Origin of the sequence: Stenotrophomonas chelatiphaga, from assembly GCF_001431535.1 — a bacterium.
Classification (GTDB): Bacteria; Pseudomonadota; Gammaproteobacteria; order Xanthomonadales; family Xanthomonadaceae; genus Stenotrophomonas; species Stenotrophomonas chelatiphaga.
On the sequence record NZ_LDJK01000081.1, the window covers coordinates 1 to 24,601 of the forward strand.

The window sequence follows — 24,601 nt, forward strand, 5'->3', positions numbered from 1 at the left end:
CCAGTGTGCGGTGAGGCCGCCACCAGGGGGCCGTGGCAGCGGGGGGAACCAGCACCCGGTGGAGGGGGGGGGGGGGTGGGTTGGCGGGGGCTTGGGGCCCAATGAATGCCGTAAAACGAGCCCCCAAGGGCCGGCTCTCCCCGCCCCCCGCCACCCCACCCCGCCCCGCCAGCCAACAGACCAACAGACCAACAGCCCCGAAGCCGCTCAGGCATCCAGCGCCTGCCGCAGCGGCGCCAGGAACGCCCCCGCCGCCTGCACGGCATCCTCCACCGTGGTCGCCTGTGCCAACACCGACACCAACGCACTTCCCACCACCACGCCATCAGCCTGGCGCGCCATCGCCGCCGCACTGCCCGCATCCTTGATCCCGAACCCGGCCACCACCGGCACGCTGGCGCGAGCCCGCAGCGCCTGCAGCCGTGCACCCGCCGCATCATGGTCGAGCAGGTCCGACGCACCGGTCACGCCGGCGAAACTCACGTAGTACAGATAGCCGCGCGCCAGGCCCAGCAGCGTATCGGCACGCGCATCACTGGTGGTGGGCGAGGCCAGCAGCACCAGCGCCAGGCCCGCCGCATCGAAGGCCTCGTTGGCCTCGTGCGCTTCTTCCGGCGGCAGGTCCACCAGCAGGATCCCGTCCACCCCGGCCGCGACCGCTTCGGTGGCGAACCGCGCATAGCCGTGGATCTCCACCGGATTCAGGTAACCCATCAGCACCACCGGCGTGTCGCTGTCGCGGCTGCGGAACTCCGCGACCGCCTGCAGCACGTAACGCAGCCCTGCCCCGCGCGCCAGCGCACGTTCGGAACTACGCTGGATGGTCGGCCCATCGGCCATCGGATCGGAAAACGGCACACCCAGTTCCAGCACGTCGGCGCCGGCCTCGACCAGCGCGTGCATCACCGGCACGGTCGCCTCCAGCGACGGATCACCGGCGGTGATGAAGGGGATCAGCGCCTTGCGCTGCGCATCACGCAGTCGCTGGAAACGGGCATCAAGTCGGGATACAGGCATTTCAGGCACGTCCTTCAATCAATACAGTGGCGGCAGACATCACAGGATCAGGCCTTCGCGCGCGGCGATGGTGTGCACGTCCTTGTCACCGCGGCCGGACAGGTTGCACAGCACCAGCTGGTCGCGCGGGCGCTCACGGGCCAGCTTGATCGCCTGCGCCAGCGCGTGGCTGGACTCCAGCGCGGCCAGGATGCCCTCGGTGCGCGACAGCAGGTGGAAGGCCTGCAGGGCCTCCTCGTCGGTGATGCCCAGGTAGGTCGCGCGGCCACTGTCGGCCAGGAACGCGTGCTCCGGCCCGACGCCCGGGTAATCCAGGCCGGCGGACACCGAATGCGTTTCGATGATCTGGCCATCGTCATCGCACAGCACATAGGTGCGGTTGCCGTGCAGCACGCCCGGGCGGCCTGCCGCGATGGAGGCGGCATGGCGGCCGGTCTCGATGCCATCACCGGCCGCTTCGGCGCCGAAGATCTGCACCTCACGGTCGTTCAGGAACGCATGGAACAGGCCGATGGCATTGCTGCCACCGCCCACGCACGCGGTGATCGCATCGGGCAGGCGGCCATACTCGAGCAGCATCTGTTCGCGTGCTTCACGGCCGACGATGGCATTGAAATCACGCACCATGCGCGGATACGGATCCGGGCCGGCCACGGTGCCGATGATGTAGAAGGTGTCCTGCACGTTGGTGACCCAGTCGCGCATCGCTTCGTTGAGGGCATCCTTCAGCGTGGCCGAACCGGAGGTCACCGGCACCACCGTGGCGCCCAGCAGTTTCATCCGGTAGACGTTGATCTTCTGCCGTTCGATGTCGGTGGCGCCCATGTACACCACGCATTCCAGGCCCAGCCGTGCGGCCACCGTCGCGCTGGCCACGCCATGCTGGCCGGCGCCGGTTTCGGCGATGATCCGCTTCTTGCCCATCCGCGAGGCCAACAGCGCCTGGCCGATGGTGTTGTTGATCTTGTGCGCGCCGGTGTGGTTCAGGTCTTCCCGCTTGAGCAGGATCTGCGCGCCGCCGACGTGGTCGCTGAGCCGCCGCGCATGGTAGATCGGGCTGGGACGACCCACGTAATGGGCCAGATCGTGGTCGTATTCGGCGATGAAGGCCGGATCCTTGCGGGCCTGGTCGTAGGCCGCGGCGAGCTCCTGCAGCGGCCCCACCAGGGTCTCGGCGACGAAGCTGCCGCCGTAACGCCCGAAGTGCCCATTGGCATCGGGATAGGCATGGAAGTCAGGAATCGGGGGGAGCGACATGAGGGCAGCCGGGTCGAGCAGGTGGACCGCCACTCTAGCGCACGGGTTATTACGGGAATATCGATATTTTTGCCACATCATGTCAGTATTTCTCACATGACAACGCGCCCGCTGCCGCCCCTCAATGCCCTGCGCGCCTTCGAAGCAACGGCCCGGCTCGGCGGCGTGGGGCGCGCGGCGCAGGCACTGCATGTCACCCATGGCGCGATCAGTCGGCAGATCAAGCTGCTCGAGGCCGATCTCGGCCTGGCGCTGTTCGAGCGCGACGGGCGCGGCCTGCGCCTGACCGCCAGCGGCCAGACCCTGCAGGCCGCCTGCAAGGACGCCTTTGAACGCCTGCACGCCGCGGTGGACCAGCTGCATCGCCCGGCCCTGCGCGATGCGCTGGTGCTGGGCTGCAGCAGCAGCGTGCTGGCGCGCTGGATGATCCCGCGCCTGCCGCGGCTGCAGTCCGCCCTGCCCGCGCTCAGCGTGCACTGGTCGGCGCTGGATGGCAGCTTCAGCGACGCGCAGGCCCGGCTGGATGCCGTGCTGCTGCTGGCGGAACCGCCCTGGCCGAGCGGCTGGGAGGTGATCGAACTGGCACCGGAACGGGTCGGCGCGGTGCTCTCGCCACAGCACCCGGCGGCGGCCCGCCTGCAGGGTCGGCCGGCGTCCGCCTTGCTGCCGGAGGAACTGCTGCATACCACCTCGCGGCCACAGGCATGGCCGGCCTGGGCGGCTGCGCATGCGCTGGACGCGCGCGCGCTACGCCCGAGCCAGGGTTTCGAACACCTGTATTACCTGCTGGAAGCGGCCGTGGCAGGGCTCGGGGTCGCGATCGCGCCGGAACCGCTGGTCGCCGATGACATCGCCGGCGGGCGACTGATCGCACCCTGGGGATTCACCGCCACCGCCGGGGCGTGGGTGCTGGCGCGGCACGCAGCGCGTGCGGATCCGCGTGTCGATGCGCTGGTGGCCTGGCTGAAGGCCGAACTTGCCGATCAATGAGCCGGCACTGGGCGCATCTGCTCAGTCGAGGGTGGCGCAGTCCGCGCGGCGGATCTCTTCGACGAACTTGCGCATCAGGTAACCGTCCTTGATGCCCGGCTCGGACTCGATTCCGCTGGACACATCCACGCCCCACGGCAGGGTCGCCACGGCCGCGTCGAAGATGTTTTCCGGGGTCAGCCCGCCTGCCAGCAGGAACGGTCGGTGCAGGCCGCTGGGAATCCGCGTCCAGTCGAAGGCAACGCCGGTCCCGCCGCCGCCGCCCGGCGCGTGGCTGTCGAACAGGAAGCCGGCCGCACTGGGGTAACGCAGTTGCAGGGTGCGCGCATTGACCTCTTCGCGGCCGCCCATCGCAATGGCCTTCAGGTAAGGCATGTTGAACCCGCGGCAGAAACCCTCGTCTTCATCGCCATGGAACTGCAGCAGCGTCGGGCGCACGGTGCGCAGCACTTCGCGCACTTCCTCGCGCGTGTTGTCACGGAACAGGGCCACTACATCGACCATCGGCGCGATCGCCTGGCGCATCGCGCGTGCTTCGGCCGGCGCCACGCGGCGCTTGCTCTCGCGGGCGAAGATGAAGCCCACCGCATCCACGCCGAGCTCGCCGGCCAGGCGGACATCGCCGGCCCGGGTCATGCCACAGAACTTGATGCGGGTACGGTAATAGGAGCGGCTCATAGAGTGACCTCGGCAGGCAGTTGCCAGTTGTCGGGGTACAACGGGCCCAGGAACACCAGTCCCTGAGGAGGTGCAGTGGGCCCGGCGACAGTACGGTCCCGGCCAGCCAGCAGCTCGCCGATCCACTCGACCGGACGCTCCCCGCTGCCGACCAGGATCAGCGAACCCACGATATTGCGAACCATGTGATGAAGGAATGCATTGGCGCGCACCGACACTTCGATCACGTCCTCGTTGCGCAGCACGCTGACCGACTGCATGTCGCGCCGCGCGTGCAGCGCCTCGCACTGGATGCTGCGGAAGGCACTGAAATCATTCTCGCCCAGCAGTGCCTGCCCGGCCTGGTGCATCAAGCTGGCATCCAGCGGGCGCCGTTCCCAGCTCAGCGTCTGCCGCTGCAGCGCCGGGCGTATCGAGCGGTTCAACAGGCGATAGCGGTAGCGCCGCGCGCGCGCGGAAAAGCGTGCATGAAAATCATCAGCAACCGGCATGCACCAGCGCACCGCGATCGACCTCGGCAGTCGCGCGGTGGTGCCCAGGGTCCAGCCGCGCGGATCGCGCACGGCATCGGTGTCGAAATGCACGACCTGGCACTGGCCGTGAACGCCTGCGTCGGTACGGCCGGCGCAGACCACGCGCACCGGCGAATCAGCAACCGACGACAGCGCCTTTTCCAGGCTGGCCTGCACGCTCGGGCCGGCTTCGCCCAGGTTCTGCCAGCCCTTGTAATCGCTGCCGTCGTACTCAACGCCCAAGGCGTAACGCATGCTGCTACCTCTGAATCTGTGAAAAGACGCCAACCCGGCCGCCGGTGCCGGGGTCAGCCGGCTGGATCGCGCTCGGACCAGACCGCCAGCGCGTTGCCACCGGGCTCGCGGAAGTGGAACCGGCTGCCTCCCGGAAACGAAAACACCGGCTTGAGCAGCTCGCCGCCCGCGGCGAGGATCGCATCGATCACCGGCTGCAGCTGATCGGCATACAACACCACCAGGGGCGCGCCTGCGGTGTCGGTTGCCACCGGCGCGGCACGATAGAAGCCGCCCTGCAGCCGCCCATCGTCGAAGGCGGTGTAATCCGGACCGTAATCCTGGAACTGCCAACCGAACACGGCCTGGAAGAACGCGCGGCTCTGCGCCGGATCCTGCGTAGCGAATTCGATGTAGTCGATGCGATGGTCGCGTTGCATGCTCGATACTCCGTTCAGCGTAGGGCTCAGCCGAGGCGCGCCAACAGTTCGTGCGCCTGCGCCTGCAGATGCGGATCATCGCTGCGCGCCACCTCTTCCAGCAGCGAGCGCGCGGTCTGCGCATCGCCCAGGTCCAGGTACGCGATGGCCAGTTCAAGGCGGTCATGGCCACCGGAATGCGCCGACGTGGCAGCGGCCGCATCCGGCGCTTGCCCCGCTGCCTCTTCCGGCAGTTCCGATGCCACCGGTACGTCGCTGGCGGGAAGCTCGAAAACGCCGCGGAAGGCATCCTGCTGCTCGGCATGGCGGGCGTAGGCAGGCACCGGATCAACCACCGGTTCGGGTTCGGGTTCGGGTTCGGGTTCGGGTTCGGGTTCGGGTTCGGTTTCGGGTTCGGCGAACGGTTCCACCGCAGGCGGCGCCGCCGTCGAAACGCTTGCCGGGGGTTCCAGGTCGAAATGCACGGGCGTTTCGTCGGCAATGCCGGTTTCGGTGTCGGTGCGCGCATCCGGCAGCACGTCGATCACCTCGTCGGCGTCTGCCTCGGCCTGTTCCCGGGGATCGTGCTCCCAGCCCGCGCGCTCGGCCAGCACGTCCAGCCCGGCACCGGCCGGGACGGCGACCGACAGCGCGCTGTCGTCGTGGTCGTCGCGGCGCAGCGGCGGCAGTGGCGAAGGCTTGCGGCGACGCGACAGCCACCAGCCCACGGCCACCAGCAGCAGCAACGGCAGCACCAGCCAGAACCAGGGACCGCTGGACGCCTGCTGCGGGGCCTCTGCCAGGCGCGCCTGCGCGGCCGCGATCTCGGTGTCCTTCAGGCTGACCAGCGCCTGCTGCTGCGCCTTCAGCTTTTCCAGATCCGCGACGCGTTGCTTGAGTTCCTCGATCTCGGCATCGCGCGTGGCGACGTCTTCCCTTGCCTGACGCAGTTGTTCGTTGCCGAGCATGTCACCCTCGTTGCCATCACCGGTGCCGGTGGTTGAGCCAGCCGTGGCGGCCGCAGCCGCCACCGCCGGAGCGATTTCAAGACGCGCGCCGGAACCGCGGGCCGCCGGTGCGGCGGCGGCTGGCGTGGCCGCTGCAACGCTGGAATCGGCTGCTGCAGGCTGCGGAAGGGTGCGCGACTGCCGCCACTGCGCGGCGTGCTCCCTCACCATCGCCGCCGCTTCGCTGCCATCGACGGCGGCCAGCGAGGCAGCATCGGGCACCCGCAGTACCGCCCCCTGCTTGAGCAGGTTGATGTTGCCGCGGATGAAGGCCTCTGGATTGGCCCGCAGCAAGGCGATCATCGCCCGTTCGCGGCTGATCTGCTGGCTGCCGGCGAGGGTCTGGGCGATCTGCGACAGGGTCTGCCCCGGTCGCACGGCGATATCACCGGAAGCCCCCGCGGCAACGGGAGCCGACGCGCGGGACGGCGCCGCGCTGGCGGTCCGCGTTGCAGGTGCAGCGTCCGCAGGCAACGTTGCGGGGGGCGTCTGCGCCGGCACAGCCTGCGGCTCACGGATGATCGCATTGGACAGTGCGCCGGCGGGCGCTTCGATCTCCGGCTCGCTCAGCGCAACCGCGCTGGTCGGTGCATCCATCAGCGCCGAATACTCGCGCACCAGCCTGCCCTGGCCCCAGTCGGCCTCGATCAGGAACGCCAGCGCAGGGGTTTCCACCGGCGAAGCCGAGGTGACGCGCACCACCGCCCGTCCCTGTGCGGTACGGGTGAGTTCGAACTGCAGCTCACTGACCAGGCCGGTCGGGCGCTGCAGGCCCACCCGCTCGAAGGTCACCGGCGAAGCCAGCCCGACCCGCAGGTTCTGCAGTTCGGACGGATCGGCGGAAATCACCGGAATTTCAGCGACCAGCGGCTGCCCGGGCCGGGACAGCACGCGGATGTCACCCAGCCCCAACGCCATCGCCGAGCTGCTGGCGAGCGCCAGCAGCAGGATGGAAAGATACTTGAGCGGTCGCATGACGCCGCGGGCCCCTTTGTTCATGGCGGCCAATATAACGGCTGGCCGCCACAAAGTGGGGGGTCGCGACCGGCACGCCCCCCTCCCTCCTCAGCGTGCTTCGGCGGCGACCAGCTCGGCCAACTGCACCGCATTGAGCGCAGCGCCCTTGCGGATGTTGTCCGACACGATCCACAGGTTCAGGCCACGCGGGTGCGAAAGGTCTTCGCGGATACGGCCGACGTACACCGCATCGGTGCCCGACGCGTGGGTGACCGGGGTCGGGTAGCCGCCGGCTTCGTGGCGATCCACCACTTCCACGCCCGGCGACTGCGAAAGCAGTTCACGCGCCTGCGCGGCAGTGACCTTGTCGCGGGTTTCGATCGCCACGGCTTCGGAGTGGCCATAGAACACCGGCACGCGCACCGCCGTGGGGTTCACCAGGATGCTGCTGTCGCCGAGGATCTTCTGGGTTTCCCAGACCAGCTTCATTTCTTCCTTGGTGAAGCCGTTGTCCAGGAAGTCGTCGATATGCGGGATCAGGTTGAAGGCGATCTGCACCGGGAAGCGCTGCGGATCGATTTCCTGGAAGCTGAGCAGCTGGCCGGTCTGCTTGCCCAGCTCTTCCAGCGCCGAACGCCCGCCGCCGGACACCGACTGGTAGGTCGCCACGTTGATCCGCTCGATGCCGTAACGGCGATGCAGCGGCGCCAGTGCCACCAGCATCTGCATGGTGGAGCAGTTGGGGTTGGCGATGATGCCGCGCGGACGGTTGGCAACCTGGTCCGGATTGACCTCCGACACCACCAGCGGCACGTCGTCGTCGTAGCGGAAGGCCGACGAGTTGTCGATCACCACCGCACCGGCGGCAGCGAACTTCGGCGCATAGTCCTTGGACACGCTGCCACCGGCGGAGAACAACGCGATGTCCACGCCGGTCGGATCGAAGTCGGCGAGGTCCTTGATGATGTGCTTATGGCCGTTGAATTCGACTTCGCCGCCGGCCGAGCGCGACGAGGCGAGCAGGGTCAGCGTGCCGACCGGGAAGTCACGCTCGGCCAGGATGGACAGCATGGTTTCGCCGACCGCACCGGTGGCGCCGACGACGGCGACATGGAAGGAACGTTGTTCGGTACTCATGGGGCATTCTCAAAAAAAGTAGGGGGATTCACGCAATGCGGCCGGGTTCGGGGAACCTCCTCGTGCAGGCGCGGAGGCTCCCTATCGTTTTTTGCTTTCATCGCCCGAAGCAGCGCGCGCGGCCAGGGCCGCGTCGGCATTGATCGCGCTTGGCATGCGCGGTGCTTCACCGGCCACGCCCAGCGCGGCCAGCAGGTTGTCCACCGCCAGCTGCACCATGGCCTTGCGGGTGCCCAGCGAGGCGCTGCCGATATGCGGGGTCAGCACCACGTTGCGCAGCGCCAGCAGTTCCGGACGCACCTGCGGCTCGCCTTCGTAGACATCCAGCCCGGCCGCCGCCAGCCGGCCGTGGGCCAGTGCATCGGCCAGCGCCAGCTCATCGACGATACCGCCGCGGGCGATGTTCACCAGCGTCGCGGTGGGCTTCATCTTCGCCAGCGCGGACGCGTTGATCAGGTGGTGCGAGGCTGCCGTGTACGGCAGCACCAGCACCAGGTGGTCACTCTGCGCCAGCAGGGCATCCAGCTCGGCATACTGCGCGCCGACCTCCGCTTCGGTCGCGGCCGGAAGCCGCGAGCGGTTGTGGTACAGCACGCGCATGCCGAAGCCGTGCGCGCCGCGGCGGGCGATGCCCTGCCCGATGCGGCCCATGCCCAGGATGCCCAGCGTGCTGCCATGGATGTCCGCGCCCAGCATGGTCTGGAACGACCACTGGCCCCACTGGCCATCGCGCAGCCAGCGTTCGGATTCGGTGATCCGGCGCGCGGCGGCCATCAACAGGGCAAAGCCCAGGTCCGCGGTGGTCTCGGTCAATACGTCCGGCGTGTTGCTGGCCAGGACGCCGGCCGCGCTCAGCGCATCGACATCCAGGTTGTTGTAGCCCACCCCGACATTGGCGATCACCTGCAGGCGATCGGCACCGGCCAGCTGGGCCGCACCGATACGTTCGTTGAGGGTGATGATGGCACCGTCGACGCCCCGCAGCCGTTCCGCCAGTTGCTCCTGCGTCCACGCGGTCACCGCGTCGGTGGTGATCAGCTCGACCTGCGCGCGCAGCGGCTCGATCACCGCATCGATGAGCGGCTGGCTGACCCAGACGACGGGGCGCGCATCAGCCATCGATGTGGCCCGGGATGCGCGGGGTGATGCTGCCGACATCGCCACACTGCGCGCGGTGGCGCAGCGCCTGGTCCATCAGCACCAGCGCCATCATCGCTTCGGCGATCGGCGCCGCGCGGATGCCCACGCAGGGGTCATGCCGGCCTGTGGTCACCACTTCGATGACATTGCCTTCGCTGTCCAGCGAAGCACCGGGCAGGCGCAGGCTGGATGTGGGCTTGAGCACGATCGACGCCGTCACCGGCTGCCCGGTTGAAATACCGCCCAGGATGCCGCCGGCATGGTTGCTGGCGAACCCCTGCGGGGTCAGCAGGTCGCGATGCTCGGTGCCCTTCTGCGCGGCACTGGCAAAGCCGTCGCCGATCTCCACGCCCTTCACCGCGTTGATGCTCATCAGCGCCGAGGCCAGTTCGCCATCCAGCTTGCCGTAGATCGGTTCGCCCCAGCCCGGCGGCACGTTGTCGGCCACCACGTCCACGCGCGCGCCGACGGAATCGCCGGATCTGCGCAGCGCATCCATGTAGGTCTCCAGCTCCGGCACCTGCGCGGCATCGGGCCAGAAGAACGGATTGTCTTCCACCGCCGACCAGTCGAAAGCACGCGGCGTGATCTCGCCCAGCTGCGACAGGTAACCGCGCACGGTCACCCCGAAGCGCTCGGCCAGCCACTTCTTGGCGACCACGCCGGCCGCCACGCGCATGGTGGTTTCGCGTGCCGACGAGCGGCCGCCGCCGCGCGGATCACGGATGCCGTACTTGTGCCAGTAGCTGTAGTCGGCATGCCCCGGGCGGAACTGCTGGCCGATGTTGGCGTAGTCCTTGCTGCGCTGGTCGGTGTTGCGGATCAGCAGGGCGATCGGGGTGCCGGTGGTCAGCCCCTCGTACACGCCCGAGAGGATCTCGACCTCATCGGCCTCGCGGCGCGCGGACGTATGCCGGCTCTTGCCGGTGGCGCGCCGCTGCAGGTCGTGGGCGAATTCGGCTGCATCCAACGCCAACCCCGGCGGGCAGCCGTCGATCACGCAGCCGATGGCCGGACCGTGCGACTCGCCGAAGGTGGTGACGGTGAACAGCTTGCCGAACGAATTGGAACTCACGGCCGCTGTGCCGCCAGTTCGGTGATGCGGGCACTGTGGGCGATCAGCTCACGGCATTCCACCGCGAAGATGCCCATCTGGCCGACCTTGAACTCGACCCATGCGAAGTCCACTTCCGGCAGCAGCTTGACCAGGTGCTGTTCGGACTCGCCCACTTCACAGATCAGCAGGCCGTCTTCGCTGAGGTGCAGCGGCGCATCGCGCAGGATCTTCAACACCAGGTCCAGGCCATCGTCGCCCGCGCGCAGACCCATCTCAGGCTCGTACGAATACTCCTGCGGCAGCGCGTCGGTTTCGTCATTGGTGACGTACGGCGGGTTGGTGACGATCAGGTCGTAATGGCGCCCGGCCAGGCCGGTGAACAGGTCCGACTTCAGCAGGGTCACGTTGTGCGCCTGCAGGCGGTCCTTGTTCTCATGCGCCAGCGACAGCGCGTCATCGCTCAGGTCCACGCCGTCCACTTCCCAGTTCGGGTAGTAGTGGCCCATGGCGATGGCGATGCAGCCCGAACCGGTGCACAGGTCCAGCGCGCGGTCCACGTGGCGGCCAGCCAGCCACGGTTCGAAGCCGGTTTCGATCAGTTCGGCGATCGGCGAGCGCGGCACCAGCGCGCGGCTGTCGCTCTTGAAGCTCAGCCCGGCAAACCAGGCCTCGCCGGTCAGGTAGGCGGCCGGCACGCGTTCGTCGATGCGGCGCTGGAACAGCGCCAGAACGTCCTGCTTTTCAGACTGCAGCAGGCGCGCCTGCCCGTAGGCCGGACCGAGGTCGTGCGGCAGGTGCAGGCTGTGCAGCACCAGCTGGGTCGCTTCATCCAGCGCATTGTCGTAGCTGTGCCCGAAGGTCAGGCCCGCCGCGTTGAAACGGCTGGTGCCGTAGCGGATCAGGTCGATGATCGTGTGGAGTTCGGCGGCCGGTTCGGCGGTCATGGCGGTACGACGGGTAGATTGGCCCCCGATTATAGGGTCTGGCGCCTGCCTCGGCATCCGTTGCAGGGGAAACCGCCACCGCGCTGCCGTTATGATGGGGGCCGATCCCTCGGCAGCGCAGGCCCTCATGTTCAATCGCAACGTCGGCATCATCCTGCTGATCGCCCTGGCCGCGGGCCTGGGCCTGCTGGCCGCGCAGAAGGTATTCGCGCCCAAGGCACCCAGCGGCCAGCCCGCTACCGAAGCGATCACCTTCTATCCCCAGCCGCGACCCCTGCCGGACTTCAACCTGGCCCAGTCCGACGGCACCCGGCTCATTCCCGGCGAGCTGAAGGGCCACTGGACCCTGGTGTTCCTGGGCTTCACGTTCTGCCCGGATGTCTGCCCCACCACCCTGCTGGACCTGGCCCAGGCGCAGAAGCAATGGGAGGCGGTGCCTGAAACGCTGCGCCCACGCGTGTTGTTCGTGTCGGTCGACCCGGAGCGCGACAGCGCCACCCGGCTCGGCGAATACGTCCACGCCTTCCACAAGGACACCCTGGCCGCCACCGGCGACGTGCCGTCGCTGGAAAAATTCGCGACCTCGCTGGGCCTGGTGTTCCAGAAGGTGCCCGGCAAGACCTTCGACGAAAACCCCGAGGACTACACGATGGAACACTCGGCCACGCTGGCCGTGCTGGATGCCGAAGGCCGGCTGGCCGGCATCATCCGTCCCCCGTTCAATGCGCCGGCCATCGCCCGCGACCTGCAGAAGCTGACCGAGAAATCCGCCCCATGAGCTTGATGACCACCCTGAGCTACGCCCTGCCCCACCGACTGCTGTCTTCGATGGCGCGTGCGCTGGCGTACTCGGACAACCCGCGCGTAGCGCAGTGGCTGATCGACACCGTCACCGCGAAATTCGGCGTGAACCTTGGCGAAGCCGCCAATCCGGATCCGCGCAGCTACACGACGTTCAACCAGTTCTTCACCCGGGCATTGAAACCCGGCGCGCGCGTGGCCGATGCCGATCCGCGCACCCTGGTGATGCCGGCGGACGGCCGCATCAGCCAGCTCGGCCGCATCGAAGGCGGCAGCATCTTCCAGGCCAAGGGCCAGTCGTTCACCGCCGCCGAACTGCTGGGCAGTGCCGAAGATGCCACGCCGTTCAACGACGGCCTGTTCGCCACGGTGTACCTGTCACCGAAGGACTACCACCGCGTGCACATGCCGTGGACCGGCACCCTGCGCGAGACCGTGCATGTGCCCGGGCGGTTGTTCAGCGTGGGCCCGGCGGCGGTCAACAAGGTACCCGGCCTGTTCGCGCGCAACGAGCGGCTGGTCTGCCATTTCGACACCAGCTTCGGTCCGATGGTCAGCGTGATGGTCGGTGCGCTGCTGGTGTCCGGCGTGGAGACGGTCTGGAGTGGCGAGGAGATCCCGCACTACGGTGACCGCATCACCCGCAAGGATTACCGCGGCCAGGGCATCACACTGGAGCGCTTCGCCGAAATGGCGCGTTTCAACTATGGCTCCACGGTGATCGTGCTGCTGCCGCCGGGCGTGGCCGATTTCGCCCCGCACCTGGATGCCGAACACGCAGTGCAGCTGGGGCAGGCGCTGGCCACGCTGCGCTGATCGGCTGCCGTGCGGCCGTCACGACTGCAGGGCAGATGCGGCAACACCGTATCCCACCGGCATACCTCGGCAATACAGGGCGGCGGGATAGAATGCGGTCATGACTGAATTCATTCCGCCCGGCACGCTGTTCCACGCCCTCCCCTCCCCGTTCCCGTTCAAGCGCGGCGGCGCGCTGACCGCTGGACGGGTGGCGTATGAAACCTGGGGCACGCTGGATGCCGACGCCGGCAATGCGATCCTGATCGTCACCGGGCTCTCGCCCGACGCGCACGCCGCCAGCAACGCCGCCAATCCGGCTACGGGCTGGTGGGAAGGCATGGTCGGACCGGGCAAGCCGATAGATACCGATCGCTGGTTCGTGATCTGCGTGAACTCACTGGGCAGTTGCAAGGGCTCCACCGGGCCGGCGAGCATCGACGCTGCCACCGGCAAGCCGTACCGCCTGAGCTTCCCCGAACTATCGGTGGAAGACGGCGCACGCGCCTCTGTCGAGGTGGTGCGTGCGCTGGGCATCACGCAGCTGGCCTGCCTGGTCGGCAACTCGATGGGCGGCATGACCGCGCTGGCCCTGCTGCTGCTGCACCCGGGCATCGCGCGCAGCCACATCAACATCTCCGGCAGTGCGCAGGCCCTGCCGTTCTCGATTGCCATCCGCTCGCTGCAACGCGAGGCGATCCGGCTGGATCCGCAATGGAATGGCGGCCAGTATGACGATGCCAACTACCCGGAATCGGGGATGCGCATGGCGCGCAAGCTCGGGGTGATCACCTACCGTTCGGCACTGGAGTGGGATGGTCGTTTCGGTCGCGTTCGCCTGGATTCGGACCAGGCCGATGACGATCCGTTCGGCCTGGAATTCCAGGTGGAAAGCTACCTGGAAGGCCACGCAAGACGCTTCGTGCGCTTCTTCGACCCCAACTGCTATCTGTATCTCAGCCGCTCGATGGACTGGTTCGACCTGGCCGAGCATGGCAATGGCGACGTAATGGCCGGACTGGCGACCATCAAGGTGGAAAAAGCCCTGGCCATCGGCGCCAATACGGACATCCTGTTCCCGGTACAGCAGCAGCAGCAGATCGCCGACGGCCTGCGTGCGGGCGGGGCCGAAGCGCACTTCATCGGCCTGGATTCCCCGCAGGGACACGATGCGTTCCTGGTTGATTTCGAGCGCTTCGGTCCTGCGGTACGCGGTTTTCTCGGCGAACTGTGAGTCGCCGCGCCACGCCACGCAAGCGCGCAAAGCCCGCGGCCGATGCACCCGCGCTGAGCCCGCGGACCGCGCTGGCGCTGCTGGTGGCCGGGATGCTGCTGGGCTGCACGGTGGCCGGCTGGCTGCCGGAGTGGTTGGCCGGCTGGCTGCTGCTGGTCAGCCTGTGGACCTTCGGCGCCTACTGGCGGGACAAGCGCGCCGCGATCCGCGCCCAGCCACGGGTATCCGAACGCAGGCTGCAGGTGCTGGCGCTGCTGGGGGGCTGGCCGGGTGCCCTGTTTGCCCAATCGCTGCTGCATCACAAGAACCGCAAGGTGAGTTTCCAGCAGGTGTTCTGGGTCTGCGCGGCGGCAAACGCAGCGTGCACCCTGGCATTGCTGCGCGCCTTTTCCGCTGCTGCCTGAGATCGATCAGGGCACGATGTTGTTGAAGTACTGCTTTACCTGCGGCCAGATCAGGTCGATCCTCGCCCCGGAATTGGTGCAGTTGCCCCAACCGAGGTGATGAAGTGCGACCACGCGGTTGCTGGCACGCCCGATGACCGGCGAACCGGAGCTTCCGCCTTGGGTATCGCAACTGTAGCTGGCGTCCCGCCCGCCGTTGGCGGCGGTGCTGATGAGCGTGCAACGCCCCCCACCCTGCGCGTCGCTGGTGACCGACAGCTCTTTCAGGCGACCACCAGGATGTTGCGGGATGAAGATTTCCTGGCCTGGCCGGGGCGTGCCGACGTCCAGGCCGAGGTAACCAAAGCGCGCGATGTTCTCGAACTGGTTGACCGTGAACAGGCTGTAGTCGAGTGCGGCATCGGTCTTCAGCAGCGCAGCGCCACTCACCTTCGTAACTGCCGCCGGGACCCCGCTGCCACACTGCGCTGCCTGATGGTTGAACCAGACCTCCGTGGAGGCGACACCTGCGGCACTGTTGAAGCAGTGATTGTTGGTGAACAGTCGGTTGTCGCTGCCCACCCGCCAGGCGGTACACAGGGAACGTCCACCGATCAGCAGCCGTGCCACCGGCCTGGCCGCGTTGTACGCCTGGCTGTCATGACCTGCCAGGCAGGCAACCGGCTGCAGGTCATTGGCGCCGCAGATCGCGCGCGGCCCTGCAGCCGCACCTTCCGGCGGGCTGGCCGCAGCAGACCGGGCAACCTGGTCAAGCGGCAACCCTTCGTCATAGTGTGCAACGTGGACGCCGTGATGGCCTTCCCAAGGCTCTTCCGCCGTGCCGGTCAGGCGCAGGATGGCAGTGTCGCCGTGGATGGACATCGCACCGAAGCTTGAGAGACCGTCCTCATCAAGGGCAGCATCAACGGTGTGGGCATCACGGGCCTTGCTGCTGTAGCGGTGGACTTCCGATCCGTCCGGACTGGCTATCTCCAGCGTTACGCCCCGTGGCAGATCGAACTGGCTGAGGTGGATCTTGATGTAGCTGGCATGCTGTGCGGTCACAACGATGGGTTTGGTTTCAGCTGCACCGCGCGACGCAGTGGAGACCAGCCGCAGGTCCGTCGCGCGGGTGATCCCCGCGACAAGCGGCTCAGCTGCGCTGGCAGCCAGGGAAAACAGTGTGTTCAGGGCCAGGACACAGCCCAGCCGACGGACGTTTGATGATGCATGGTTCATTGTGCGCTCCAGGAAATCGACTCAATTCGACGGGGCGGTGCGGCCCTCTGCCATGAAGTGACGTCGGGCAACCACCCGACGCCTGCGGGGTTGTCAACGTGCGTTGGTGCCGGCATCTGCAGTGCCGGACCTGCGCATCACGATTCAGCAGCGACCGTCCATGCCGGCGCTGCCTTCAGCTGTCAGGTCATGGCATGCCGGCAAGCCGGTCCAGCGCCGCACGCAGGTTGGGCAGGGGGCCGATGTGGCCATTGTTGCCGACCTGCGGCGTGCCGGTTTCCACCAGCAGGTTGCGCATCTGCAACGGGGTGAGCGAGGTCCCGCGCGCCTTGGCGGCGCCGGACACCGCAGCGACCGCCGAAGCCACGATCGGTCCCGCGCTGGAGGTACCGTTGAAACGCTGCGTGTAGCTCGCGTTGGGCCCCCCGCTGTACAGGTCGCGGCCTCCGGTGGTGGCCACGCAGCCGCCCCACCCCTGCAGGTTTACCCGGCGTCCGTGGGTGGAGAAACCCAGTCTGGAGCGGGGCACCACGCTGTCCCTGCACCACTGCGTGGCCGCCGCACCGCCCGCGCCCGCCAGGATGGCGCCGGAGTCAGGCCGCCCGCGCGGAAAACCGGGACCGAAGCAGCCAGCGTCCAGGTTGACGTTGCCGTTGCCTGCGGTCTCCACCACGTGGATGCCACGCCTGACCGCGGAAACCACCGCGTCGTAGATCGATGGGATCCATTCGGGTGCCACATAGCCATTGCACGGCGCCGGGCCGGGGAACTGCTGTTCGATCAGGATCACATCGCCCGGCGCGAGCTTCGCCGCTGCCAGCGCCACTGCATTGGCCGCGTTGTAGCCGGTCTGTGGACTGGTGACGTTGACGTAGTGCGGCGTGGCACCACTGACCAGCCCGCGCACCCCGAAGCCGTTGTCATCGGCGATCATCTCGCCCAGCACCGATGTGCCGTGGTTGTTGTCGTTGAACGGATCACTGATGCTGGCGCCCTGCTTGATCCAGGTTCCCGGCACGCGCAGTTTGGTCAGGTCCTCGTGCTGCCAGTTCCAGCTGTATTCAATGTCGACCACGCGTATGCCCTTTCCATCGCCCCCCGGCACCGTGCGTGCGTGGACGGCATCGATACCGGTCGGGGCAGCCAGCGCGTACCCCTGCCGCTCGACGAACAGCGGTGACGCCCACTGCATGGTGGCGGGCGCCGGAGCGACCGATGGCGGTGGCGCCGGCAGCGGTGCGGCATAGGCGATTTCCACCGCATCCATGCCGTTCAGCAGGTCGATGATGGCTGCCGCGTCCTGTCCCGCTTTCAGCTGCATGCGATACCACTGGCCCAGTGCGGGCAGGTCCACGCGATGCGACGTGTCGTGCACGACATCGGCGGAAAACAGCGGGGTGACCCGCAGCACCGGTCCATCCGCTGCAGTCAACGCGTCAAGCCGGGGCAAAGCGCCGCTGCGGCGGGAGGTCCAGCCGGCCTTGCCGGGCGCGGTGCGATCGGCATTGCGGAACTTCACTTCGATGAGGTCCTGCGAGTAGCCAGGGCCGATCCGGGTCTGCCGGGGTTTTTCGATGGACCACGCCGGATCATCGTTGCCGGCCTGCGCGCCGGCGATGGCGGGCGACAGCAGCAGGGAGCAGGCAGCGCTGGCGAACAGGGCCTGGGACAAGGTCAGGCGCATGGAGATTCCTCCTGGGGACAGTGGCGCGGGTCGAGGCCCGCACGCGCCACGGTGTGGCGCATCTCCAGTGTGCTGAACGCCCGGATTGCTTCCATCGGACAACGCTGCGGCGCCAGCTCCGGGAATCACCTGACGCTGGCGGACTCAGCCAGGCTCCACCACGTGCAGCCGTCCGGCCTGCAGCCGGTACACCTGGTCCACCACGCCGGCAGGCAGTGGATCATGGGTGATGATCAGCAGGCTGCGACCTTCGAGCAGCGCCGGCAGGTCAGCCAGCAGTGCATGGGCGGCATCCACGTCCAACCCTTCGGTAGGTTCGTCCAGTACCAGCACAGGTGCGCCGCGGAGCAACGCACGCGCCAGCGCCAGGCGCCGCGCCTGCCCCGCCGACAGGGTAGCGCCGTTCTCGCCGACCCAGCCCTGCAGGCCACCGACCGCGCGCGCCCAGTCGCCCAGCCGCACCCGCTCCAGCATCGCCCACAACGCGGCGTCGCTGGCGCCGGGATCACCAAGACGCAGGTTGTCGGACACGCTGCCGGCGAACACCGGTGCGTGCTGCGGCAGCCACGCCAGCTGTCGGTGCCAGTCATCCTGCGCGTAGTGGCGGATGTCGATCCCACCATGGGTGATGCGTCCGCCGCTCGGGTCATACAGGCGCAGCAGCAGGCTGGACAGGGTGGTCTTGCCGCTGCCGCTGTCGCCGCCGATGGCGATGCGCCGGCCGGGCTCCAAGGTCAGGTCCACGCCATCCAGTACGCTGCGCCCGCCCTCCATCCAGGCGAACGAAACGCCTTCCCAGCACACTGCCGCCGGGACCGTCGGCAGGGGTCGCGGCGATGCAGGCTCACTGACCATCGGCGGCTGGTCGACGATGGACTGCAGCCGGGACACCGACACCTGGCCGGACTGCAATGCCTGCCAGGCCAGCCCCAGCCCGGCCCACAGTTCGATCAGGGCCACGCTGAGGAACACCAGCCCGGCGGCCATCGGTGCATCCAGGCGCCCGGTTTCATGGGCTGACAACGCCAGCACCAGCATGGCCAACAGGCCGCCGCCGGTCACCACGCCATGCAACGTCGTGCCGGCCAGCAGGCGCCAGCGCCGCCGACGATCACGCGCGCGAAGCTGCCGCGCGGCCACGTCCACCCTGCCCTGCCAATGGTCCAGCGCATCCAGCGCCGCCAGGTCGGCAGCCCCCTCGATGCCCTCCAGGGACAGCGTGCGCAGCTGCGTGCGGTGTGCTGCGCGGTCGCCTTCTTCGCCGGCGCGTCCGCGCACCCCCAGCCACGGGACGCCCACGCCGACCAGCACGGCCATGGCCGCCAGCAGCGCCGCGGCCTGGGGCAGGATCAGCCACGCCGATCCGATCGCCACCAGGCTCAGCGCGGCCAGCGCGGCCAGCGGACCCAGCGCGCGCACGAACAGACCATCCACCTCGGCGATGTCGCCCAGCAACCGGGCCAGCAGTTCGCCGGTACGCGTGCCGCCCAGCCGCGCCGGTGCCAGCGGCAAGGCGCGGCGGAAGAACCATACCCGTGCATCGCGCGCGATGCGCAGGGTCACATCGTGGCCGACCAGCTTTTCGAAGTAGCGCGACACGATCCGCGCCATGGTCAGGCCGCGGATGCCCGCCGAGGGCGAGAAGAAGTTGAACCCGCTGCCAAGGCCGGCAGCACCAGCCAGCGCGGCCGCGGTCAGGAAGCCGCCGGACAGGCCGAGCAGCGCCGTCCCGGCCAGCATCGTGGTCCACAACAAAAGGACTGTCAGCAGCAGGCGGGGCGTGTGGCGGGCGAACACCCTGCGCAGCGGATCGCGTTGCGCGGCGCTCATGCGCGCACCTGCCGCGGGTCGGGGTGCAGCAGGCCGTCGGGCAGCCGCAACGTGCTGTCGGCCCAGGCGATGGCCGCGGGGCTGTGGGTGGCGATGATCACACTGCGACCGCGCGCATGGATCGCCAGCGCCTGCAGCAGGGCCGCTTCGGTACGCGGATCCAGGAACGCGGTGGGTTCATCCAGCAGCAGGATGCCGGGATTGCGCAGCAGCAGCCGGGCCAGGCCGATGCGCCGCGCTTCACCGCCGGACAAACCGAAGCCGCGCTCGCCGATCACCGTATCCAGTCCGTCGGGCAGGCGGTCGGCGAAGGCCAGCACCTGCGCGGCCCCGGCCGCCTGGCGCAGGGTGGCCAGGCTGGCGGTTGGATCGGCAAGCCGCAGGTTGTCGGCGATGCTGCCGTGGAACAGATAGGGGCGCTGGCCGGCATAACCGACTTCCAGTCCCGGACGCACGGTGATGCTGCCCTCGCGTGGCGGCAGCCAGCCGGCCAAGGCTTCAAGCAGGGTGCTCTTGCCGCTGCCGCTGGGCCCCACAACCGCCAGTCGCTGGTTCGGTTCCAGCTGGAAACCGAGGTCCTGCAGCACATCGTGGCCTGCACCCAGCGGGCGCAGGACCAGCCCACGCGCCTGCAGCACGGGCGCGTGCACCTGCACCGGCTCTGCAGGCACACTGACCGGCGCCCGCCGCGGGGCAGGTCCCACCGCAGGCCCGGGCAGCTCGCCGAGCAGGCGTTCGATCTCCGCGGCAGCGGCCAGCGCGTTGGCACGATCATGGTAGTGCGCGGCGAGGCGACGAAGCGGCGCATAGAATTCCGGTGCCAGCAGCAGGCAGAACAGGCCCGCCCCCAGCGTGGGCACCTGCGCATGCAGGGACATCATGCCGAGGTAGCTCAGGCCCAGGTACAGCGCCACCATCGCCACGCTGACCGATGCGAAAAACTCCAGCACGGTGGAGGAAAGGAACGCGATCCGCAGCACTTTCATCGTGCGCTCGCGCACGCCATCGGCGGCCTCGGCCACGCCCTCCAGTTCGGCCTGGCCGCGGCCGTACAGGCGCAGCAGGCCCAGTCCCTTGATACGGTCGGCGAAGTGCCCGCTCATCCGTGCCAGCTCACCCAACTGGGCGCGCCCGGCCGCTTCGGCGCCCCAGCCCACCAGCATCATGAAGAACGGCACCAGCGGCGCGGTCGCGATGAAGATGATCGCCACCACCCAGTCCACCCAGGCCACTGCCACGGCGATGATCAGCGGCACCACCACCACCTCGATGCGCACCGGCTGGAAGCCGCTGTAGTAGTTCTCGATGGCATCGGCATGGGCCAGCATCACTTCGCCAAGCTCGCCGCTGCGCTGTTGCCGCAGCCACAGTGGCCCCTTGCCCAGCACGCTGGCATAGGCACGTTCGCGCAGCGCCAGCCGTGCTGCATCGGCTACATCGCCGGCGCACGCCTGGGTCGCGCTGCCCAGCAGGGTGCGCAGCAGCAGCACCACGCCCAGCCCCGCCAGCACCCACGCGCCGTCGGCCAGCGGTGCGCCTTCGAACAGCACGTGCTGGACCAGCCAGGCAATCGCCCCGGCCTGGGCCACCAGCAGCACCCCGGAAACGCTGATCGCGGTGGCGGCCAGCCGGCGGCGGCCGCTTGCCGCGGCTCCCAGCGTATCCAACCAGTGCTGGCGCGCCTTGCGCTGCAGCGCTTCGTGGCGCTGGGCTTGGATCAACTGGGTTTCGATGTCCTGGCTCACGGTGGCTCGGCTGGAACGGTGTGGGGGCATTGTAGGCGCAGCTCCCTGCACCCCTGCGGCGCCCGGTCGCACCGACGTAGCGGTTGGCATACGATTGCGCCGGGGATCCCTTCATACATTGATCTGAATCAAGGCTGTTCGAAGTAGTGGGTCACATCATCGCTCCACGTAGACCACCCTTCCCGCAACCCCAACGGCACTATCCCACGAGGTAGCCAGGCCATGATTGATTCGACAGTCGTAGAACTGTCGCGGCTGCAGTTCGCCCTGACCGCGATGTACCACTTCCTCTTCGTCCCGCTCACCCTTGGCCTGTCCTTCCTGGTGGCCATCATGGAAAGCGTGTACGTCATGACCCGCAAGCCGGTCTGGCGCCAGATGACCCTGTTCTGGGGCACGCTGTTCGGCATCAACTTCGCCATCGGCGTGGCCACCGGCCTGGTAATGGAGTTCCAGTTCGGCATGAACTGGTCCTACTACAGCCATTACGTCGGCGACATCTTCGGTGCGCCGCTCGCGATCGAAGGCCTGATGGCGTTCTTCCTCGAAGCCACCCTGATCGGGCTGTTCTTCTTCGGATGGAAGCGGCTGACCCCGGTCAAGCACCTGGCCGTAACCTGGTTCATGGCGCTGGGCACCAACCTGTCGGCGGTATGGATCCTGATCGCCAACGGCTGGATGCAGAACCCCACCGGCGCGGTGTTCAACCCGGAAACGATGCGCATGGAGGTGGTCGACTTCGCCGCGGTGCTGCTCAACCCGGTGGCGCAGGCCAAGTTCGTGCACACCGTCAGCGCCGGCTACGTGACCGGTGCGATCTTCGTGATGTCCATCAGTGCGTTCTACCTGCTGCGCAACAAGCACCGTGACATGGCGCGCCGCTCCTTCGCAGTGGCGGCCGCCTTCGGCCTGCTGTCCTCGCTGTCGGTGGTGGTGCTGGGTGACGAAAGCGGTTATGCCGCCAGTGAACACCAGAAGATGAAGCTGGCTGCGATCGAAGCGATGTGGGAGACCGAGCGGGCACCGGCGGACTTCACCGCCTTCGGCATTCCCAACCAGGCGACCCAGCAGAACGACTTCGCGATCAAGATCCCCTACCTGATGGGGCTGATCGCCACCCGTTCGGTGGACCAGCCGATTCCCGGCATCCTGGAACTGGTGGAACGGGCCGAGCACCGCATCCGCGGCGGTCAGATCGCCTACGGGGCGCTGCAGCGCGTGCGTGCGGACAAGAACGATCTGCAGGCGCGCGAGATGTTCGACCGCCACTGGCAGGACCTCGGCCATGGCCTGCTGCTGAAGCGCTACCGCGACGACATCGGCAACGCCACGCCGGAAGAAATCAGCAAGGCGGCGATGGACACCGTACCGCGGGTCGCTCCGCTGTTCTGGACCTTCCGCATCATGGCCGGGCTGGGCTTCTACCTGATCGCCTTCTTCGCACTGGCGTTCTATTACTCCTGCCGCAACAACTTCCAGGACAAGCGCTGGTTCCTGACCCTGGCCCTGTGGTCGCTGCCGGCGCCGTGGATCGCCATCGAATGCGGTTGGTTCGTTGCCGAATACGGTCGCCAGCCGTGGGCCGTGGATGGCGTGCTGCCCACGTTCTACGCTGCCTCCGGCCTGGCCCTGCATGAAATCCTGACCACCCTGGCGGTGTTCACGCTGTTGTACACGGTGCTGCTGGTGATCGAGGTCAAGCTGATGCTGAAGGCCATCCGCACCGGCCCCGACGAGATCCTGCCGTCCCTGCAGGCGCCGCGCGCGTCCGTTTCCCACAATGCCGCCCCGGCCCCAGGCCAGGCGTAAGGCAGGAGAACCCCGATGGAATTCCTTGGACTCGATTACACCACCCTGCGCATCATCTGGTGGCTGCTGCTGGGCATCCTGCTGATCGGCTGGGCGGTGATGGATGGCTTCGACCTCGGTGTCGGCACGCTGCTGCCGTTCGTGGCGAAGACCGACGACGAACGCCGGCTGGTGATCAACACCATCGGCCCGGTGTGGGAAGGCAACCAGGTCTGGCTGGTACTGGGCGGCGGTGCGATCTTCGCCGCCTGGCCGCCGCTGTACGCGGTCAGCTTCTCCGGCTTCTACCTGGCCATCTTCGCCATGCTGTTCGGCCTGATCCTGCGCCCGGTGGGCTTCAAGTACCGCAGCAAGATGCCCGGCAAGCGCTGGCGCGACAACTGGGACCGGGTGCTGTTCGTCGGCGGCCTGCTGCCCGGCCTGATCGCCGGCGTGGCGGTGGGCAACGTGCTGCTGGGCGTGCCGTTCCACTTCGATGACAGCATGCGGATCTTCTACACCGGCTCGTTCTTCGGCCTGCTCACCCCGTTCGCACTGATCGCCGGAGGGGTCAGCGTGGCGATGCTGGTGTCGCACGGGGCGGCCATGCTGGTGTTGAAGACCGACGGCCCGGTGGCCGAACGCTCCGCCCGCTATGGCAGCGTGGCGGCGCTGCTCAGCTTCGTGCTGTTCGCCCTGGCCGGCGCCTGGGTGGCCTTCGGCCTGCCGGGTTATGAAATCACCTCGCAGGTGGTCACCGATGGCCCGACCAATCCCTTGCTGAAAACCGCCGCCGAGGGCGCCGCGGCCGGCGGCTGGCTGCGCAACTACAGCAGCATGCCGGCCACCCTGCTGGCACCGATCGTCGGCCTGCTTGGCGCACTGGCCAGTGCGGTGCTGCTGCGTGCCCGGCGTGGCGGCCTGGCGTTCCTGGCCTCGGGGGCGTCGATCACCGGCATCATCCTGACCGTCGGTTTCGCGATCTTCCCGTTCCTGCTGCCCTCCTCCAGCCAGCCCGGTTCCAGCCTGACCGTATGGGATGCCTCCTCCAGCCACCTCACGCTGTTCATCATGCTGGTGGCCACGGTGATCTTCCTGCCGATCGTGCTGGCCTACACCACCTGGGTCTACCGGGTGCTGAAGGGCAAGACCACGGCCGAAGACATGTCAGACAACCCCAACGCGTATTGACCCCCACGTGCCGGCCAACCGCCGGCACCTCTTGAAGGAGCGCACCATGTGGTATTTCGCCTGGATCCTCGGCACCGGCCTGGCCTCGGTCGTGGCCATCCTCAACGGCATGTGGTTCGAAGCCCGCGAGTCGGGCAGCATCGACGGCCGCGACGGCAAATGATGTAACAAAAGTGTTGCCGCCTTGGCCTTCACACGGTATCTTAGGCGGCTCCTTCGGGGTGTAGCTCAGTCTGGTAGAGCGCTACGTTCGGGACGTAGAGGTCGCAGGTTCGAATCCTGTCTCCCCGACCACTCTGGTGGTCGGAACGACCGAAGGAAAAATCAGATTCCCCTTGCCGCCGAGTGCGGGAATCGATATGATAGGCGGCTACCCTTCGGGGTGTAGCTCAGTCTGGTAGAGCGCTACGTTCGGGACGTAGAGGTCGCAGGTTCGAATCCTGTCTCCCCGACCACTTTGTTGGTCACGAAGAAACCTGGAAGACGACGGTCTCCCGGGTTTTTTTGTGCCTGTCGTTTTTGCTGGCGACGTACAATGGCCACCTCCCCCACCCTGCCGCAC

General features: G+C 67.8%; 22 protein-coding genes and 2 tRNA genes. 10 read left to right on the forward strand and 14 right to left on the reverse strand.

Annotated features, from left to right (window positions below; genetic code table 11):
* Positions 1-207: 207 nt before the first annotated feature.
* Both trpA and trpB read right to left on the reverse strand, forming a co-directional pair.
* On the reverse strand, positions 208-1,017 hold the full coding sequence (gene trpA, locus ABB28_RS15195; protein WP_057687221.1) for a tryptophan synthase subunit alpha: 810 nt from the start codon (positions 1,015-1,017) through the stop codon (positions 208-210).
* A 39-nt stretch (positions 1,018-1,056) separates the two neighbouring features.
* Positions 1,057-2,274: a tryptophan synthase subunit beta gene (gene trpB / locus ABB28_RS15200; protein WP_057687222.1), complete on the reverse strand. Its 1,218-nt coding sequence runs from the start codon at positions 2,272-2,274 to the stop codon at positions 1,057-1,059.
* A 96-nt stretch (positions 2,275-2,370) separates the two neighbouring features.
* Here trpB and ABB28_RS15205 point away from each other — a divergent pair, with 96 nt between their 5' ends.
* A complete protein-coding gene (locus tag ABB28_RS15205) occupies positions 2,371-3,264 on the forward strand; it encodes a LysR family transcriptional regulator (RefSeq protein WP_057687223.1) in 894 nt (297 codons plus the stop codon).
* A gap of 21 nt (positions 3,265-3,285) precedes the next feature.
* Here ABB28_RS15205 and ABB28_RS15210 read toward each other — a convergent pair whose 3' ends face one another.
* The 8 genes from ABB28_RS15210 to prmB all read right to left on the reverse strand — a co-directional run bounded on the left by ABB28_RS15210 (position 3,286) and on the right by prmB (position 11,349).
* Positions 3,286-3,942, reverse strand: coding sequence for a phosphoribosylanthranilate isomerase (locus ABB28_RS15210; protein WP_057687224.1), 657 nt, complete (start codon positions 3,940-3,942; stop codon positions 3,286-3,288).
* Positions 3,939-4,709, reverse strand: coding sequence for a tRNA pseudouridine(38-40) synthase TruA (gene truA / locus ABB28_RS15215; RefSeq protein ID WP_057687225.1), 771 nt, complete (start codon positions 4,707-4,709; stop codon positions 3,939-3,941). Before truA ends, ABB28_RS15210 begins: the two co-directional genes overlap by 4 nt.
* A 53-nt stretch (positions 4,710-4,762) precedes the next feature.
* On the reverse strand, positions 4,763-5,128 hold the full coding sequence (locus ABB28_RS15220; RefSeq protein ID WP_057687226.1) for a VOC family protein: 366 nt from the start codon (positions 5,126-5,128) through the stop codon (positions 4,763-4,765).
* Between the two features lie 26 nt (positions 5,129-5,154).
* Positions 5,155-7,113 carry a FimV/HubP family polar landmark protein gene (locus ABB28_RS15225; protein WP_057687227.1) on the reverse strand — a complete coding sequence of 653 codons (1,959 nt, stop codon included), beginning with the start codon at positions 7,111-7,113 and terminating at the stop codon, positions 5,155-5,157.
* Positions 7,114-7,179: 66 nt separating this feature from the next.
* Positions 7,180-8,208, reverse strand: coding sequence for an aspartate-semialdehyde dehydrogenase (locus ABB28_RS15230; protein ID WP_057687228.1), 1,029 nt, complete (start codon positions 8,206-8,208; stop codon positions 7,180-7,182).
* A gap of 81 nt (positions 8,209-8,289) precedes the next feature.
* Complete coding sequence (locus tag ABB28_RS15235; protein ID WP_057687229.1) at positions 8,290-9,327, reverse strand: 2-hydroxyacid dehydrogenase; 1,038 nt, start codon at positions 9,325-9,327, stop codon at positions 8,290-8,292.
* Entirely contained in the window at positions 9,320-10,423 is a 1,104-nt protein-coding gene (gene aroC, locus ABB28_RS15240; protein WP_057687230.1) for a chorismate synthase, read from the reverse strand. The genes ABB28_RS15235 and aroC overlap by 8 nt, the downstream gene beginning before the upstream one ends.
* Positions 10,420-11,349: a 50S ribosomal protein L3 N(5)-glutamine methyltransferase gene (gene prmB / locus ABB28_RS15245; RefSeq protein ID WP_057687231.1), complete on the reverse strand. Its 930-nt coding sequence runs from the start codon at positions 11,347-11,349 to the stop codon at positions 10,420-10,422. Before prmB ends, aroC begins: the two co-directional genes overlap by 4 nt.
* Positions 11,350-11,476: 127 nt before the next feature.
* Between prmB and ABB28_RS15250 the strand changes: the two genes are divergently transcribed.
* From ABB28_RS15250 to ABB28_RS15265, 4 genes are all read left to right on the forward strand, one after another.
* Positions 11,477-12,127, forward strand: a complete 651-nt coding sequence (locus tag ABB28_RS15250; RefSeq protein WP_057687232.1) for an SCO family protein — start codon at positions 11,477-11,479, stop codon at positions 12,125-12,127.
* Positions 12,124-12,966, forward strand: a complete 843-nt coding sequence (gene asd / locus ABB28_RS15255; RefSeq protein WP_057687233.1) for an archaetidylserine decarboxylase — start codon at positions 12,124-12,126, stop codon at positions 12,964-12,966. Before ABB28_RS15250 ends, asd begins: the two co-directional genes overlap by 4 nt.
* Positions 12,967-13,066: 100 nt before the next feature.
* Positions 13,067-14,179 (forward strand): homoserine O-acetyltransferase MetX, encoded by a 1,113-nt coding sequence (gene metX, locus ABB28_RS15260; RefSeq protein ID WP_057687234.1) that lies wholly within the window; start codon positions 13,067-13,069, stop codon positions 14,177-14,179.
* Complete coding sequence (locus ABB28_RS15265) at positions 14,176-14,583, forward strand: DUF1294 domain-containing protein (RefSeq protein ID WP_245625352.1); 408 nt, start codon at positions 14,176-14,178, stop codon at positions 14,581-14,583. The genes metX and ABB28_RS15265 overlap by 4 nt, the downstream gene beginning before the upstream one ends.
* A gap of 6 nt (positions 14,584-14,589) precedes the next feature.
* Here the strand turns inward: ABB28_RS15265 and ABB28_RS15270 are convergent, their stop codons facing one another.
* From ABB28_RS15270 to cydD, 4 genes are all read right to left on the reverse strand, one after another.
* Positions 14,590-15,801 carry a trypsin-like serine peptidase gene (locus tag ABB28_RS15270; protein WP_057687235.1) on the reverse strand — a complete coding sequence of 404 codons (1,212 nt, stop codon included), beginning with the start codon at positions 15,799-15,801 and terminating at the stop codon, positions 14,590-14,592.
* A gap of 187 nt (positions 15,802-15,988) precedes the next feature.
* Complete coding sequence (locus tag ABB28_RS15275; protein WP_057687236.1) at positions 15,989-17,485, reverse strand: S8 family serine peptidase; 1,497 nt, start codon at positions 17,483-17,485, stop codon at positions 15,989-15,991.
* Positions 17,486-17,629: 144 nt separating this feature from the next.
* Entirely contained in the window at positions 17,630-19,315 is a 1,686-nt protein-coding gene (cydC, locus tag ABB28_RS15280) for a thiol reductant ABC exporter subunit CydC (protein WP_057687237.1), read from the reverse strand.
* Positions 19,312-21,090, reverse strand: a complete 1,779-nt coding sequence (gene cydD, locus ABB28_RS15285) for a thiol reductant ABC exporter subunit CydD (protein WP_083492054.1) — start codon at positions 21,088-21,090, stop codon at positions 19,312-19,314. Before cydD ends, cydC begins: the two co-directional genes overlap by 4 nt.
* 192 nt (positions 21,091-21,282) lie before the next feature.
* Here cydD and ABB28_RS15290 point away from each other — a divergent pair, with 192 nt between their 5' ends.
* From ABB28_RS15290 to ABB28_RS15310, 5 genes are all read left to right on the forward strand, one after another.
* Positions 21,283-22,869: a cytochrome ubiquinol oxidase subunit I gene (locus ABB28_RS15290; RefSeq protein ID WP_057687239.1), complete on the forward strand. Its 1,587-nt coding sequence runs from the start codon at positions 21,283-21,285 to the stop codon at positions 22,867-22,869.
* A 15-nt stretch (positions 22,870-22,884) separates the two neighbouring features.
* Positions 22,885-24,039, forward strand: a complete 1,155-nt coding sequence (cydB, locus tag ABB28_RS15295; RefSeq protein WP_057687240.1) for a cytochrome d ubiquinol oxidase subunit II — start codon at positions 22,885-22,887, stop codon at positions 24,037-24,039.
* A gap of 46 nt (positions 24,040-24,085) precedes the next feature.
* On the forward strand, positions 24,086-24,202 hold the full coding sequence (gene cydX, locus ABB28_RS15300; RefSeq protein ID WP_042614095.1) for a cytochrome bd-I oxidase subunit CydX: 117 nt from the start codon (positions 24,086-24,088) through the stop codon (positions 24,200-24,202).
* A 54-nt stretch (positions 24,203-24,256) separates the two neighbouring features.
* Positions 24,257-24,333: transfer RNA gene (locus ABB28_RS15305), tRNA-Pro, on the forward strand.
* Positions 24,334-24,417: 84 nt separating this feature from the next.
* A tRNA-Pro gene (locus tag ABB28_RS15310) sits at positions 24,418-24,494 on the forward strand.
* The last annotated feature ends 107 nt before the right edge of the window (positions 24,495-24,601 follow it).